Raw genomic sequence first — 15379 nt, forward strand, 5'->3', positions numbered from 1 at the left:
GTCCAATACAGGATTTATCCAGTACGATAGATATCGCTTATCGATGCCGACGCCGGGAGGAGACACCATGGAACTGAGGCAGTTGCGCTACTTCGTGGCGGTCGCCGAGGAACTGCATTTCGGGCGCGCGGCGAAGCGCCTGTACATCTCGCAGCCGGCGCTGAGTTTCGACATCCGCAAGTTCGAGGACGCGCTCGGCGTGCAGCTCTTCTCGCGCACCAACAAGACCGTCGCGCTGACCAACGCGGGCGAGGTGCTGCTCGGCGAAGCGCGCCGGCTGCTGCTGCAGGCGGCCGAGGCCGAGCGCCTGACGGTGCGCTCCGCGTCGGGCCTCGCGGGCCGGCTGCGGATCGGCTTCGTCCATTCGATGCTGTATCGCGGGCTGCCCGATGCGGTGCGGCGCTTCGAGGCCGACTACCCGGGCGTCGAGGTCGTGCTGAGCGAGATGAACACGCACGCGCAGGTGCAGGCGATCCAGCGCGGCCAGATCGATCTCGGTTATGCGCACTGGGGTCACTTCCCGCCCGAGGTCGAATCGGCGCCCGTCTATGCGGAGCCGTTCGTATGCTGCCTGCCGGCCGCGCATCCGCTCGCGCGCCGCAGGCAGGTCGCGCTCGCCGCGCTCGCGACGGAACCGTTCATCCTGTTTCCGCGCGAAGCGGCGCCGCACTATCACGACCTGATCATCGCGCAGTGCGTGAACGCCGGATTCAGCCCGCTGATCCGCCACGAGGCGCGGCTGTGGCAGACGATCCTGTCGATGATCGAGTTCGGGATGGGCATCGCGCTGGTGCCGCGCGTGCTGCAGCAGGTCAAAAGCGACCGGCTCGCGTTCCGGCCGCTGAAGGACGCGTCGCTCGAATCGCGCACGCTCGCGCTGAAGCGCAGCGGCACCGCCGAACCGGTGGCGCTGCGCTTCGCCGACTACGTGCGCGCATCGATCGACGCGCTGCCCGCACTCGCGGGTTGAGCGGGAGCACGGCTCCGCTACTTCACTGCTTCGCTACTTCGCTTCAGGCTGCAGCACCGGCTGCGCACGCCGATACCAAACCGCGTACACGACCGACAGCGCGATCAGGAACGGAATGCCGAAGATCAGCGTCATGTGGAATTCGGCCGTGAAGTAGGTCGTCACCATCACCGCGAGCATCAGCCCCGCGCCGAGCAACGTCAGCAGCGGAAAGCCGCGCATCCGGAATGCGGCCGCAGGCAGGCCGAGCGCCGCGCGGCGCCGCCGGAAGCAGTAATGCGTGACGAAGATCATCATCCACGTGAACAGCGCGCCGAACATCGACACCGCCATCATGATCGTGAACGACGCGTCCGGATACAGCACGCTCAGCACCGCCGCGAGCGCGATGCCGAGCGTCGACAGCATCAGTGCGCCGAACGGCACGCCGCGCGCGTTCACTTCGCCGAGCGCCTTCGGCGCATGCCCCGCGCGCGACAGGCTGAACATCATCCGCGTCGTGATGTAGAGCTGGCTGTTCATCGCGGACAGCGCGGCAACCAGCACGACGAAGTTGATCAGCCCGGCCGCGCCCGGCAGGTGGATCGCCTCCATCACCTTCACGAACGGGCTTTCGTCACGCCCCGCCGCCGTCCACGGAACGATCGCGAGCATCAACGCGAGCGTGACGAGATAGAACAGCACGAGCCGCACGATCGTCGAACGGAACGCTCGCGTGACCGCGTGCTCGGGATCCTCCGCTTCGCCGGCCGCGACCGCGATCATCTCGATGCTCAGGTAGCTGAAGATCGACACGATCACCGCAACCCACATCCCCCACAGGCCCTTCGGGAAGAAGCCGCCGTGATCCGTGTAATGGTGGAAGCCCGCGCGTGCCGCGCCGTCGCCGACCAGCCCCGGATTGCCGAACACGACATACGCGCCGAGCACGATGAAGCCGGTGATCGCCGCGATCTTCACGACCGAGAAGCCGTATTCGACCGCGCCGAACACGTCGACGCTGCGCGCGTTGACGAACACCAGCAGCGCCGAGAAACCGACGATCCACAGCCATCCCGGCACACCGGGGAACCAGTACTTCATGTACAGCGCGATCGCGGTGACTTCGGTGCCGACCGCGAGCACGATGCACGCCCAGTACGCGTAGCGCACGAGGAACCCGGCCCACGGGCTCACGTAATGTTCGGCGTACGCGCCGAACGAACCGGATGTCGGGTGCGCGACCGTCATCTCGGCGAGACAGCCCATCAGCAGCAGCGAGATGAACGCGCCGATCGCGTAGCTGACGAGCACGCTCGGGCCCGCGAAGCCGATCGCGAAGCCACTGCCGAGAAAAAGACCGGTGCCGATCGCGCCGCCGATCGCGATCATCGCCATCTGCCGTGCGGAAAGCGTACGGCGCAGGCCTTGCTCGCGCGCCGCGATGTGCTGGAATTGCCCTTCAGGTTGCATTGAATGACCTCGTTCGAAAGCGATTGTCTGGTCGAAGCGCCGATGGCGCGCGGCACGGCGCCGGTCCAGCCGGCCGCCGCGCGCCGCGCGCTCAGAACATGTGGCGCACACCGGCCGCGATGCCCGTCTGGTTGCCGCGACCCGGCATCTCGGTGAACGCGCCGCCCGTGACGCGGTTGTAGTCGACCGTCGCATAAACCTGCGTCGCCTTCGACAGCGCGTACTCGGCCTCGATCACGCCCGTATAGCGCTTGCCGCCGTTGCCGGCGATGCCGTTGACGTTGCGGATGTCGTCGTAATACGCGACGCCCGTCACCGACACGGCCGGCGCGACCTTGACGCTCGCGCCCGTGTAAAAGATCGCGTCGCGGCGCGGGTTGTCCGCGAATGACCCGTAGCTCACCTGACGGCCCGGCGCGTTCAGCAGCGCCTCGTCGAGCACGCCCGAACGGTCGATGCCGCCGAGATAACCGGCATACAGCGTCGCCGCGCCGAACGCGTAGCGCGCGCCCGCACCCCACGCCTGCTGCGCGCGGCTCTTCAGGTCGCGCACCTGCTGGTACGTCGCGCCGACCATCAATCCTCCCTGCGTGTACGACACGTGCGTGCCCCAGTATGCATTCGCGCCCAGGCTGCCCGCGACGCCGCCGATGCCGTAGCTCGCGCCGACGTTCAGCCCGCCGAACGTGCCGTCGTAGCTGACGACGTTGCTCGCGCGACCTTGCGTGAGGAAGTACGGCCACATGTTGGCCATGTAGTTGCCGACCGTCAGCGGATCGAGGTCGCCGAACAGGTTGAACGCCTCGGTCGCCTGGCGGCCGAGCTTCACGGTACCCCAGTCGCTCGCGAGGCCGACATACGCATAGCGGCCGAACAGCGCGCCGTCGAGCTGCCCGTTCTGCGGCTCGAAGCCGCTCTCGAGCCGGAAGATCGCCTGCAGCCCGCCGCCGAGCGCTTCGCTGCCCTTCAGCCCCCAGCGGCTGTTCGTGATCGCCCCGTTGGTCATCTGCACGCTCGCGTCGTTCGACGCGTCGGCATGCGTCGTGTAGCGGATGCTCTGGTCGACGATGCCGTACAGCGTCACGCTGCTCTGCGCCATCGCGCCGCTCGCGGCGAGCGTGCCCGCCATCATTGGCAGTGCGAATTGATAAATCCTCTTCATGTTCTCCTCCAGTCCTGTTCTCGTTTCTCGATGATTGTGGTAACTGCCCACCGCGCAACGCGGTGTTCCTGCTAGGTACGCGCCGCGGGCAGCGCGACGTACGCGACGAGCTCGACGCGCATCGCCGGATGCGCGAAACCCTGCACGCCGACACACGTACGGTTCGGATACGGTTCGCGGAAGTGACGCCGGTATTCGGCGTCGAATTCGGGCATCGCCTTCACGTCGGACAGGTAGACGAGCACCTGCGCGACATCGTCCATCGTCGCGCCGGCCGCCGCGACGGCCTTCGCGAGATTCGCGAGCGTGATGCGCGCCTGCTCGGCCATCGTATCGCCGACGATCGTGCCGGACGCATCGACCGGCCCGTGACCGGTAAACATCAGCCCGCCCGCGCGGGTTGCCCACGAGAACGGTTGCGCAAGCTGCGGCAAGTCGACCGGAATCGTTTCAGCCATCGTGTCCTCCTTCGGATCGGGATCGGGAAGCTCAAGCGGCCCGGCGCGACGCGCCACCAAGCACGTCGGCGATCGCGTTCGCGACATGGTCGACGTTCGCGTCGTTCAGGCCCGCGATGCACATGCGGCCCGAGCGCAGCAGATAGACGCCGTGCGATGCCCGCAGCCGGTCGACGTCGGCCGCGCCGATGCCCGTGTAGCTGAACATGCCGCGCTGCGTGACGAGCGCGTCGAACGCGCGTGCCGGCAGGCGCGTATCGAGCCGCGCCTTCAGTTCGCCGCGCATCCGCTTGATGCGCGTGCGCACCTGCGCGACTTCGTCTTCCCAGCACGCGCGCAGCGCGTCGTCGTTCAGCACCGTCGACACGAGCTGCGCACCGAACAACGGCGGGCTCGAATAGGTGCGGCGCACGCCCGCCTGCAACTGGCTCAGCACCGTCGCGGCCTCGCCCGCGTTCGCGCAGACGATCGACAACCCGCCGACGCGCTCGCCGTACAGCGAGAAGTTCTTCGAGAACGAGTTGCCGACGATCGCGGGCAGCCCCGCATCGACGATCGCGCGCACGGCCCAAGCGTCGTCGGCGAGACCGTCGCCGAAACCCTGGTACGCCATGTCGAGGAACGGAATCAGCCCGCGCCGCGCGAGCACGTCGATCACCGCGCGCCATGCATCGCGATCGAGGTCGAGTCCCGTCGGGTTGTGACAGCACGGCTGCAGCAGCACGACGCTGCGCGCGGGCAACGCGTCGAGCGTCGCGAGCATCGCGTCGACGCGGATGTCGTTGCGCGCTTCGTCGTAATACGGATACGTGTGCACGTCGAGGCCGGCCGCCGAGAAGATCACGCGGTGGTTGTCCCACGTCGGGTCGCTGATCCAGATCGCGCTGTCGGGGAAATAGCGCGTCACGAATTCCGCACCGAGCCGGATCGCACCCGATCCGCCGAGCGTCTGCAGCGTCGCGATGCGCCCTTCCGCGAGCGCCGCGCAATCGTCGCCAAACACGAGACGCTGCACGCCCTGCCGGTAGGCGGCGAGCCCTTCCATCGGCAGATACGTATGCGGCGCACCGGCTTCGCGCACGCGCCCGGCCGCGATGCGCGTGCTGTCGAGCACCGGAATCCGGCCCGCGTCGTCGTAGTAGAGGCCGATGCTCAGGTTGACCTTGTGCGGATGCGCATCCTGCTGGAACGCCTGGAACAGCGACAGGATCGGATCGCCCGGATAGGCGGGAATGTGTTCGTACATGGCGGAATCACGGTAAAGGTTGAAGGCGGCGGCACGACCGGCGGCATCGCGTTGCGTCAGGCCGTGCGATCGAGACATGGGGCGCATGTTATCGAGGACGAAATAGAATGAGCTTCATTTTTCGATGACGAAGCGGCTCGATTGCAGTAGAGTCTGCGATTCCTATCTCCAAATTCACCGGATTCTGCGAAATGGCTCTGGATCGAACCGACATGCGGATCCTCCGACACCTCGAACGTGACGGACGCATCAGCAATCAGGACCTCGCGAACGCGGTCGCGCTGTCGCCGTCGGCATGCCTGCGGCGCGTGAAGCTACTCGAGGAGCGCGGCGCCATTTCGGGGTATCGCTGCGCGATCGAGCCGAAGAAGGTCGGCGTCGCGTTCGAGGCACTCGTGCATGTATCGATGCGGCCGGACGTGCCCGAGTGGCACGACCGGTTCGTTGAGGCGATCCAGCAGTGGCCGGAAGTCATCGCGGCACAGATCGTCACGGGCGGATCGAACTACGTGCTGACGGTTCGCGCGCGCGACCTCGATCACTATTCGGACTTCGTGATCAACCGGCTGCACCGCGCGGCAGGCGTGATGTCGATCAACTCGAGCATCGTGCTCGCGACGCTCAAGCGCGACGGTTCGATCCTCGATCTCGTCGAGCCGTCGACGGCCGGCTGACGGATCGTTGCGCGAGTCTGAAAAAAATTTGCAGAAAGGGCTTTACGAACCCCAAAAGCTCTGACATAATTTCAGCTTCTTTGGGCGGTTAGCTCAGCGGTAGAGCACTGCCTTCACACGGCAGGGGTCACTGGTTCGATCCCAGTACCGCCCACCAAAGAATTCAAGGGCCTGCGTCTCACGACGCAGGCCCTTTTCGTTTTGGCGCCCGGCATACGCTGCCCGCCCATCTCGACAGGCGGCATACCGCCGACACGAATCCGTTACTTCGAACTCGACCAGCAGGCTCGCTGCAGTTGCCGGCGCCTTCATGTGACCTGCAGGATATCAATGCCGGCCCGGCAAACTCGTTGAAGCCGTGCGATTTCCCGACAATAGCGAGATACCGCCAATCGAAATCCTCCTTAAGAACAACCTTGCGCAAATGTTGCCTGACAACTGATGCGGAGCAATTCGCCAAACAAGCACCGCAGGACCGGCGCCATCCACCTTCCGGCATCCGCACAATGCTCAGATATTTCATTCAACCCATCACCCTGCTTTCGGCACGAAAAAACGAAAATTGCCAGCGTAATTTTTGGTAATTTATATGTAACATCTGCCGAAATACGGATGCATAGAATCGTTGCGCCGTATAACAGCCGGCCGAATCGGCATCGCATTCAGGCACGGAATCACGACTTGCGATGGTGAACTGGCGATAGAGATTGCACACCCATGTCATCAGAGAAGAACGACTACACCCTGTGGCTTACCGGACTGAGCGGCGCCGGCAAGTCAACCCTCTCGCGCGAAATTGCCGGGAAGTTGCGCGCGCGCAATATTCCGACCTGCATACTCGACGGAGACGAATTGCGGGCGGGCGTTTCTCCCGATCTCGGCTTCACGCGGGAAGATCGCACCGAAAACTGTCGTCGCACCGCCGAAATCGCGAAATTGCTCAATACCCAGGGCTTTACCGTAATCGTCGCCCTGATCTCGCCTTACGAAGCCGACCGGCAGCGGGCACGGCAAATTGTCGGTGAAGACCGGTTCGTCGAGGTCTACTTGAAAACCGATATCGCGACCTGTTCCGCACGTGATCCGAAGAAGCTTTACGCAAAAGCGATCACCGGCCAGACGACGCAATTTACCGGCGTCTCGGATCCATACGAAGTACCAACCGCTCCCGATCTCATCGTTGAAACGGGAACGATGGATATCGCCTCTTCGGTAGCGCTCGTCATGGATTTCGAGCGGCGGCGATTCACGCACGCGTAATCCCGGTCCGCCGTTACTTCACGTCCAGGCGACGCGCTGCTCGCTTTCCAGCGATCGGGCCGACCTCAAGGGCCGACCCGGGAACGCCGGGCAACGTCGCCAGAACCTCACGCCTGTCCAGTCCGCCGGCATTCATCGAATCCCCGACGATAACGACGCACCGCGCTGCCGCATGATTGCGGCCGCACGCGCGTCGCATCAATCGTCGCGCGACTACCCCACCCGCTCCGCCGTCGCATCGAACGCACGCCGCGCCTTGTCGACGATCTCGTCGACCTCCGCCTCGCGGATCACAAGCGGCGGCGACAGCAGCATCCGGTCGCCCGTCGCGCGCATGATCAGGTTGCCGTTGAAGCAGAAGTCGCGGCAGATCGTGCCGATATCGACGTCCGCGCCGAATCGCTCACGCCGGCCGCGATCGCGCGCAAGCTGAACGCCCGCTACCAGCCCCGTTCCCGCAATCTCCCCGACGATCGGATGGTCGCCCAGCGCGTCGCGCAGCCGGCGCTGGAAATACGGACCGATGTCGCTCTTCACGCGTTCGACGATCCCTTCGTCGCGCAGCAGCTTCAGGTTCGCGACCGCGACGGCCGCGGCGACCGGGTGGCCCGAGTACGTGAGGCCGTGATTGAATTCGCCGTTGTCGATGATCGGGCGTGCAACCCGCTCGTGGATCCCGACCGCGCCCATCGGCACATAACCCGACGTGAGGCCCTTCGCCATCGTGATCAGGTCCGGCTCGAAGCCGAAGTGCTGGTGTGCGAACCATTCGCCGGTGCGGCCGAAGCCGCCGATCACTTCGTCGGCGACCAGCAGGATGTCGTACTTGCGGCAGATCCGCTGGATTTCCGGCCAGTACGTCGACGGCGGGAAGATCACGCCGCCCGCGCCCTGGAACGGCTCGCCGATGAACGCCGCGACGTTCTCCGCGCCGAGTTCGAGAATCTTCGCTTCGAGCTGCTGCGCGCGCGCGAGGCCGAACGCTTCGGGCGTCTCGCCCGGCTGCGCTTCGCCGAAGAAATACGGCTGATCGATATGCACGATGTGCTCGACCTTCGACGGCATCTGCTCGTGCATGTAGCCCATCCCGCCGAGCGTGCCGCCCGCGATCGTCGAACCGTGGTAGCCGTTCTTGCGCGAGATCACGTATTTCTTCTGCGGCTTGCCCTGCACGCGCCAGTACTGGTGCACGAGGCGCAGCACGGTGTCGTTGCCTTCCGAGCCGCTGTTGCAATAGAAGAAGTGGTTGAAGCCGGCGGGCGTCACTTCCGCGAGCATCGCGGAAAGCTCGATCACCGGCGGGTGCGTCGTCTTGAAGAAGGTGTTGTAGAACGGCAGTTCCTGCAGCTGGCGATACGCGGCATCGGCGAGTTCCTTGCGGCCGTAGCCGACGTTCACGCACCAGAGGCCGGCCATCCCGTCGATGATCTTGTTGCCGTCCGAGTCCCACAGGTAGACGCCGTCGGCCTTCACGATCACGCGGCTGCCCGCACGGTTCAGCGCGCCCATGTCCGAGAACGGGTGGATGTGGTGCGCGGCGTCGAGCGCGCGGTATTCGGCGGTCGTGCATGCGGCCGGTCGCGGTGAAACGGCTTCGTTTCGGTCGGTCATGTTTCCTCCGTAAAGCAGTGCCGCACGCTCATACGTGCAGCAGCAGATGCCGGCGCTCCCACGAGCTGATCACGCGGAAGAACGCTTCGTATTCGGTTTCCTTCAACGCCAGGTAGGCCTTAACGAACTTGTCGCCGAGGATGCCGGCGAGCGGCTCGCACGCGGCCATCAACGAGATGCCCTCCTCGAGATTGCGCGGCAGCTGGTACGGCAGGTCGTAGCCGTCCGATGCGATCGGCTCGGTCGGCGCGAGCTGCTGCGTCATGCCGAGATAACCGGCGGCGAGCGTCGCCGCGAACGCAAGGTACGGGTTGCAGTCGACGCCCGGAATCCGGTTCTCGATGCGTCGCGCCACCGGGCTCGACTGCGGGATGCGGAAGCCGACCGTGCGGTTGTCGTAACCCCACTGCACGTTGATCGGCGCGGCCATGAAGCGCGACAACCGACGATACGAGTTGATGTACGGCGCGAAGATCGGCATCAGCGCCGGCGTGTATTTCTGCAGACCCGCGAGATAGCTGTGGAACAGCGGCGACACGGCACCGTCCTGGTCGGCGAACAGGTTGCGCCCCGTGCGCGCGTCCGCCAGGCTCTGGTGGATGTGCATCGCGGACCCCGGCTCGCCCTCCATCGGCTTGGCCATGAACGTCGCGTACATGTTGTGCCGCAGCGCGGCCTCGCGCACCGTGCGCTTGAACAGGAACACCTGGTCGGCCAGCGGCAGCGCGTCGCCGTGCACGAAGTTGATCTCCATCTGCGCAGCGCCGACTTCGTGGATCAGCGTCTCGATGTCGAGGCCCTGCATCTCGCAGTACTCGTAGATGTCCTCGAACAGCGGATCGAACTCGTTGACGGCCTCGATCGAATACGACTGACGGCCGGTCTCCGCACGCCCCGTGCGGCCGACGGGCGGACGCAGCGGCAGGTCGGGATCGGCGTTCATGTCGACGAGATAGAACTCGAGTTCCGGTGCGACCACGGGCTTCCAGCCCTTCGCGTTGTACAGGTCGAGCACGCGGCGCAGCACGTAGCGCGGCGAGATCTCGACCGGCGAGCCGTCGAAATGCACGCAGTCGTGGATCACCTGCGCGGTCGGATCGACAGCCCACGGAATCAGGCAGATCGTCGACGGATCGGGCACGCACACCATGTCGGGGTCGGTCACGCCGGTCAGCGAGCCGTCCTCCGGATAGTCGCCGGTGACGGTCTGCACCATCACGGCCTGCGGCAGCCGCATCGATTCGCCGGATTCGAATTTGTTGCGCGGGATGATCTTGCCGCGCGCGATGCCGGCCATGTCGGGAATGATCGCCTCGACCTCGGTGATGCGGTGTTGTCGCAGGAATTCGCTCAGTTCGGGTTGCATGATCGGCCTCTTTCAGTCGACGTCGGATGCGGCCGGCGACGGCGTCGCGCCGCCGGCCGCATGAATGCGATGCGTCATGCGCGCGCGGCACGCCGCGCCGAATGCCGCGAAGATGTCGCGCGACAGCGGCTGTTCCGCGAAGCGCCATTCGGGATGCCACTGCACGCCGAGCGCGAACGCGCGCGCGCCGCGCACGCTGACGGCCTCGACCAGTCCGTCGGGTGCGCTCGCTTCGACGACGAGCCCCGCGCCGAGACGCGCGATGCCCTGGTCGTGCAGCGAATTGACCGTCGCCTCGTGCGCGCCGCGCGCGACCCGCTGCAGCAGGCCGCCCGGCGCGAGCTGCACGACGTGCGCGGGGCCGTACTGCCGTTCGAGCGGATCGGCCGCCCGCTCGCGATGGTCGTCGAAGCCGGTCGTCGCGTGCAGCCGCTGATGCAGCGTGCCGCCGTACGCGACGTTCAGCTCCTGCATGCCGCGGCAGATCGCGAGCACCGGCACGCCCGCGTCGATCGCCGCACGGATCAGCGGCAACGCAGTCGCATCGCGCGCGGGATCGTGCAGCGTGTCGGGCGCGCTCGCAGTGCCGCCGTAATGATGCGGCTCGACGTTCGAATAGCTACCGGTAAACAGCAGCCCGTCGACCGCCGCGACAATCGCATCGGCCGGCTGGCGCGCGCCGAGCGCGGGCAGCACGAACGCAAGCGCGCCTGCGCCGTCGACGAGCGCGGCAAGGTACTTCTCGCCCGCCGTGTGATTCGGGTGCGCACCGCGCAGGATGCGGTCGGCGGTGACGGCTACGATCGGGCGAGCACGCATGGGCGCTTCTCCGGTGATCGCGCGCAACTCGTTCGCGCGCGGGACGACAAGGGTCCGCGGTTGCGCCGCACGCGCGCACCACGACGCGACGCATGGGCATGCGAGATCCCGCCGCGCGGACGATGCGGCAACAGGCGATGCAGCCCGGGACGAAAGCGGAAAAGGACGCTAGGGCAACAACGATGCGCTGCCGTCGCACTGCACCGCGCTGAACACGTGCGCGGTCACGAGGTTGTAGCGGCGCAGCACGCGATGGGAAACAGCGAAGAAACGAGGCTCGCGTAAAGGGGCGGCACGCGTGCCGCGATCAGCATGCCGGATCGGCCCGGCCTGAGGCGGCGCGCCCGCCGACGGACTTCGGGTCCGGCGTATCGAAGGGCTGGCGGCTTTCACGATCGTACTCGACTGACTGACGGATGCAGGACACGTGTCGCGATGAAGCGCATGCGGCAATGCCGCGCGGCGACACGTCGGCAAGGTGTCTCGCAACGGATTCCGGCGCGGTGCGGCCATGATCGATGGCTCCGCCGCCGGTGCGCGCGCGAGACGACTTCCTGACATTCAGCTTATATCACCTAAAAATTGCGTCAAATTTTCAGGTCCCGATGACGATATCGATCAGACAAAAAAACGGCATCGATCGCCGGGATCGATGCCGTGTTGTGCATTGCGTCGGCGCACATACTGCGCGCCGGCGGGCTGCCGCCCGCTGCTCCGCCGCGCCGCCGCAAGCGGGCGGCCCGTGCTCAGCGATACGCGAGCGCGGTTTCGACGAGCGTCTGCAGCAGCGGCACGATCCGCGCTGCACGCGCTTCGTCGTACGCGTAGGGGCGCGTCTCTTCCATGTAGGTGATCTGCGACAGCTCGAGCTGCACGGCTTCGACACCGGTGTCGGGCACGCCGTAGTGACGCGTGATGTAGCCGCCCTTGAAGCGCCCGTTCGCGACGGCCGTATAACCGCCATGTGCGAGCACGCGCTCGGCCAGTGCCTCCGCGAGGCCCGGCGCTGCGCTCGCGCCGCCCGACGTGCCGAAGTTGAAGTCCGGCAGGCGGCCTTCGAAGAAGCGCGGCACGTGCGAGCGGATCGAATGCGCCTCCCACACGAGCACGCGGCCGTGCTCGCGCTTCAGGCGCGCGACCTCGCCCTGCAGCGCGTCGTGATACGGACGCCAGTAGCGGTCGCGGCGACGCATGATCTCGTCGTTGCCGGGCAGCGCGTTCGCCGGATACAGCGGCGCCTTGTCGAACGTATCGACCGGCACGAGCCCCGTCGTGTCCTGCCCCGGGTACAGGTTCTCGTTGTCCGGCGGACGGTTCAGGTCGACGACGTAGCGTGCATGCGACGGCACGAGGATCGATGCGCCGAGGCCCGCCGCGAACCCGTACAGCCGCTCGAGATGCCAGTCGCAATCGTCGACGAAGCGCGCATCGGGCGTCATCGTCGCGGCGATGTCGTCGGGGATGTGCGTGCCTGCGTGCGGAATCGAGATCAGCAGCGGCAGCGTGCCCTGCTTCAGCGTAATTACAGCCGGTTGTTCAGTCATGTCGCATCACCGTTAGAGTCTGCCGGCGCACGCGTACGGCGCGCGCCGGTTGCCGCGCGTCAGCGCAGCAGTTGCGCCAGCGCGGCGCGGTAGTCGGCATACGCGACGGCTTCGTCGCGATGGCGGCGGCCGCTCACGACGCGCTCGCCGCCCGTGTAGACGTCGAGCACGGGCGTCTCGCCGTGCTCGGCAAACACGACGCCCGACAGCCAGGACGCGCTGCCGTGTTCGGCGATCGCCGGATGATCGGGATCGAGCACGAGCCAGTCGGCGCGGCAGCCTTCGCGCAGCGCACCGACGCGCCGCCCGCTGGCCTGCGCGCCACCCGCGAGCGATGCATCGAACAGGCGATCGGCGACATGCGCCTGCGTGTCGCTCGCCAGCACGTTACGCGCGCGGTGCACGAGCCGCTGCCCATATTCGAGCAGGCGCAGTTCTGCACGCCAGTCGACCGATGCGTGGCTGTCCGAGCCGACGCCGATCACGCCGCCCTGCGCGAGATAGTCGACGGCCGGGAACACACCGTCGCCGAGGTTTGCTTCGGTCGTCAGGCACAGGCCGGCGACCGCACGACGCTTCGCGAGCGCTGCGGTTTCGGCCGCGTCGATGTGCGTCGCATGCACGAGGCACCAGCGCGCACCGACGTCGAAGCGATCGAGCAGCCATTGCACGGGGCGCGCCCCGTATGTACGAACGCAGTCGTCGACTTCGGCCGTCTGCTCGGCGATATGGATATGCACCGGTGCGTCGTCGGGCAGCCCGTCGAGCAGCGCGCGCAGCCCGTTCTCGGACACCGCGCGCAGCGAGTGCGGCGCGACGCCGTAGCGCAGCCCGCCGTGCTCGGGCGCGGCGCGACGCATGGCGTCGAGCAGTTCGAGCAGGCCTTCGGGCGTGTTGATGAAGCGGCGCTGGTCGTCGCGCGGCGGCTTGTTGCCGAAGCCCGCGAACTGGTACGACACGGGCAGCATCGTGATGCCGATGCCGGCCGAGCGCGCGGCGTCGACCACGCGCGTGCCGAGTTCCGCGATCTGCGGATAGCGCGAACCGTCCTGGGCGTGATGCACGTAGTGGAATTCGCACACCGACGTGTAGCCGCACTTGAGCATCTCGACGTACAGCCAGCGCGCGACCGCCGCGAGCGCGTCGGGCGTGATCTTCAGCGCGAAACGGTACATCAGGTCGCGCCAGCTCCAGAAGCTGTCGGCCGGATTCGCGCGGTATTCGGTGAGCCCTGCCATCGCGCGCTGGAACGCGTGCGAATGCAGGTTCGGCATGCCGGGCAGCACCGGCCCGGCCGCGCGCGCGACGCCTGCTGGTGCATCGGTGTCGGGCGTCACTTCAGTCAGCGTGCCGGCTGCATCCCAGCGCAGCAGCACGTTGCGGCGCCAGCCATCGGGCAGGTAGGCATGGTCCGCGAACAACATGGTGTCGGTCATTGCGAGTCCTCATTGACCGGAATCGACGCTCCAGCGTTCGATCCGATCCCATTCCACGGTTGGCAGGTGCCGGCGCATCGGCGCTGGCGCGTGCCCCGTTGCAGTCGACCAGACCGAAATACGCTTCAGCGCTTGGTCCGGTCCCATGCAAATCTATCCGTCCATCCGGCGAAACGCGGTCGCGCCGCCGCGCACGACCTGCTCGCACAGCGGCCGGCCGATCCAGTAGGCGAGCTCCGACAGCGAGCCGACCGACCATGCGGCGAAGTCGGCCTGACGGCCGACCTCGAGCGCGCCGTGCCGGTCCGCGCGGCCGAGCGCTGCGGCCGCATGGCGCGTGACGCCCTGCAGCACCTCGGGCACCGTCATGCGGAACAGCGTGCAGCCCATGTTCAACGTCAGCAGCAGCGATTCGAGCGGCGACGTGCCGGGGTTGTGATCAGTGGCGAGCGCGATCGGCACGCCGTGCTTGCGCAGCAGCTCGATCGGCGGCATTTGCGTTTCGCGGATGAAGTAGTACGCGCCGGGCAGCAGCACGGCGACTGTACCGGCCGCCTTCATCGCCTCGATGCCGGCTTCGTCGAGAAATTCGAGGTGGTCGGCGGACAACGCGCGGTAGCGCGCGGCGAGTGCCGTGCCGCCCGCGTTCGACAGTTGCTCGGCATGCAGCTTCACCGGCAGCCCGCGCCGCGTCGCGGCCTCGAACACGCGCTCGGTCTGCGCGAGCGAAAAGCCGATGCGTTCGCAGAACACGTCCACCGCGTCGACGAGCCCCTCGTCGGCCAGCGCCGGCAGCATCCGTTCGCACACTTCGTCGATGTACGCATCCGCACGGCCCGCGTATTCGGGCGGCAGCGCATGCGCGCCGAGGAAGGTCGTGTAGACGCTGACCGGGAAGCGCTCGCCGAGCTGGCGCGCGACGCGCAGCATCTTGCGTTCGGTCGCGAGGTCGAGCCCGTAGCCCGACTTGATCTCGATCGCGGTCACGCCTTCGGCGAGCAGCGGCTGCAGGCGCGCGGCGGCCTGCACGAACAGCGTCGTCTCGTCGGCCGCGCGCGTCGCGCGCACCGTCGACACGATCCCGCCGCCCTGCCGCGCGATTTCCTCGTAGCTGACGCCCGCGAGGCGCTGCGCGAATTCGTCGGCGCGCGTGCCGCCGTATACGAGGTGCGTATGGCAGTCGACGAGGCCCGGCGTCACCCACGCGCCGTGCAGATTCTCGCGCTGCCAGTGCGCATGACCGTGCGGCAGCGCGGACAACGCGCCGAGCCAGACGATCGTGCCGGTTTCGTCGACGGCGATCGCCGCGTCGTCGATCGTCTCGTCGGGATGGCCGTGCGGACACAGCCTCAGGTGATGCCAGACAGTCGGTTTCATGCGT

13 protein-coding genes and 1 tRNA gene are annotated in these 15379 nt (G+C 66.7%); 4 read left to right on the forward strand and 10 right to left on the reverse strand.

Annotated elements, in window-relative coordinates:
• Positions 1 to 67: 67 nt before the first annotated feature.
• Entirely contained in the window at positions 68 to 970 is a 903-nt protein-coding gene (locus BT264_RS13655; RefSeq protein WP_072436974.1) for a LysR family transcriptional regulator, read from the forward strand.
• A gap of 33 nt (positions 971 to 1003) precedes the next feature.
• Here BT264_RS13655 and BT264_RS13660 read toward each other — a convergent pair whose 3' ends face one another.
• From BT264_RS13660 to BT264_RS13675, 4 genes are all read right to left on the reverse strand, one after another.
• Entirely contained in the window at positions 1004 to 2422 is a 1419-nt protein-coding gene (locus tag BT264_RS13660; RefSeq protein ID WP_072436973.1) for an amino acid permease, read from the reverse strand.
• 91 nt (positions 2423 to 2513) lie between these two features.
• A complete protein-coding gene (locus tag BT264_RS13665) occupies positions 2514 to 3584 on the reverse strand; it encodes a porin (RefSeq protein ID WP_072436972.1) in 1071 nt (356 codons plus the stop codon).
• Between the two features lie 71 nt (positions 3585 to 3655).
• Entirely contained in the window at positions 3656 to 4042 is a 387-nt protein-coding gene (locus tag BT264_RS13670; protein WP_072437246.1) for a RidA family protein, read from the reverse strand.
• A gap of 31 nt (positions 4043 to 4073) precedes the next feature.
• The gene (locus BT264_RS13675) at positions 4074 to 5288 is read right to left on the reverse strand and encodes an amino acid aminotransferase (RefSeq protein ID WP_072436971.1); all 1215 of its coding nucleotides are present in this window, start codon (positions 5286 to 5288) and stop codon (positions 4074 to 4076) included.
• Positions 5289 to 5479: 191 nt separating this feature from the next.
• On the opposite strand from BT264_RS13675, the gene BT264_RS13680 reads away from it, so the two are divergent.
• From BT264_RS13680 to cysC, 3 genes are all read left to right on the forward strand, one after another.
• Entirely contained in the window at positions 5480 to 5962 is a 483-nt protein-coding gene (locus BT264_RS13680) for an Lrp/AsnC family transcriptional regulator (RefSeq protein WP_072436970.1), read from the forward strand.
• 82 nt (positions 5963 to 6044) lie between these two features.
• Positions 6045 to 6119: transfer RNA gene (locus BT264_RS13685), tRNA-Val, on the forward strand.
• Positions 6120 to 6679: 560 nt separating this feature from the next.
• Positions 6680 to 7222, forward strand: coding sequence for an adenylyl-sulfate kinase (gene cysC, locus BT264_RS13690; protein WP_072436969.1), 543 nt, complete (start codon positions 6680 to 6682; stop codon positions 7220 to 7222).
• A 213-nt stretch (positions 7223 to 7435) separates the two neighbouring features.
• On the opposite strand, the gene BT264_RS13695 is transcribed toward cysC, so the two are convergent.
• From BT264_RS13695 to hutI, 6 genes are all read right to left on the reverse strand, one after another.
• A complete protein-coding gene (locus tag BT264_RS13695; protein WP_072436968.1) occupies positions 7436 to 8833 on the reverse strand; it encodes an aspartate aminotransferase family protein in 1398 nt (465 codons plus the stop codon).
• A 28-nt stretch (positions 8834 to 8861) separates the two neighbouring features.
• The gene (locus BT264_RS13700) at positions 8862 to 10199 is read right to left on the reverse strand and encodes a glutamine synthetase family protein (protein ID WP_072436967.1); all 1338 of its coding nucleotides are present in this window, start codon (positions 10197 to 10199) and stop codon (positions 8862 to 8864) included.
• Positions 10200 to 10211: 12 nt separating this feature from the next.
• A complete protein-coding gene (locus tag BT264_RS13705) occupies positions 10212 to 11018 on the reverse strand; it encodes a gamma-glutamyl-gamma-aminobutyrate hydrolase family protein (protein ID WP_072436966.1) in 807 nt (268 codons plus the stop codon).
• 746 nt (positions 11019 to 11764) lie between these two features.
• The gene (hutG, locus tag BT264_RS13715) at positions 11765 to 12562 is read right to left on the reverse strand and encodes an N-formylglutamate deformylase (protein WP_072436964.1); all 798 of its coding nucleotides are present in this window, start codon (positions 12560 to 12562) and stop codon (positions 11765 to 11767) included.
• A gap of 59 nt (positions 12563 to 12621) precedes the next feature.
• On the reverse strand, positions 12622 to 13998 hold the full coding sequence (locus tag BT264_RS13720) for a formimidoylglutamate deiminase (protein WP_072436963.1): 1377 nt from the start codon (positions 13996 to 13998) through the stop codon (positions 12622 to 12624).
• A 153-nt stretch (positions 13999 to 14151) separates the two neighbouring features.
• Positions 14152 to 15375, reverse strand: a complete 1224-nt coding sequence (gene hutI, locus BT264_RS13725; protein WP_072436962.1) for an imidazolonepropionase — start codon at positions 15373 to 15375, stop codon at positions 14152 to 14154.
• Between the last annotated feature and the right edge of the window lie 4 nt (positions 15376 to 15379).

The organism is Burkholderia sp. NFPP32 (assembly GCF_900119325.1).
GTDB classification, from domain to species: Bacteria; Pseudomonadota; Gammaproteobacteria; order Burkholderiales; family Burkholderiaceae; genus Burkholderia; species Burkholderia pyrrocinia_C.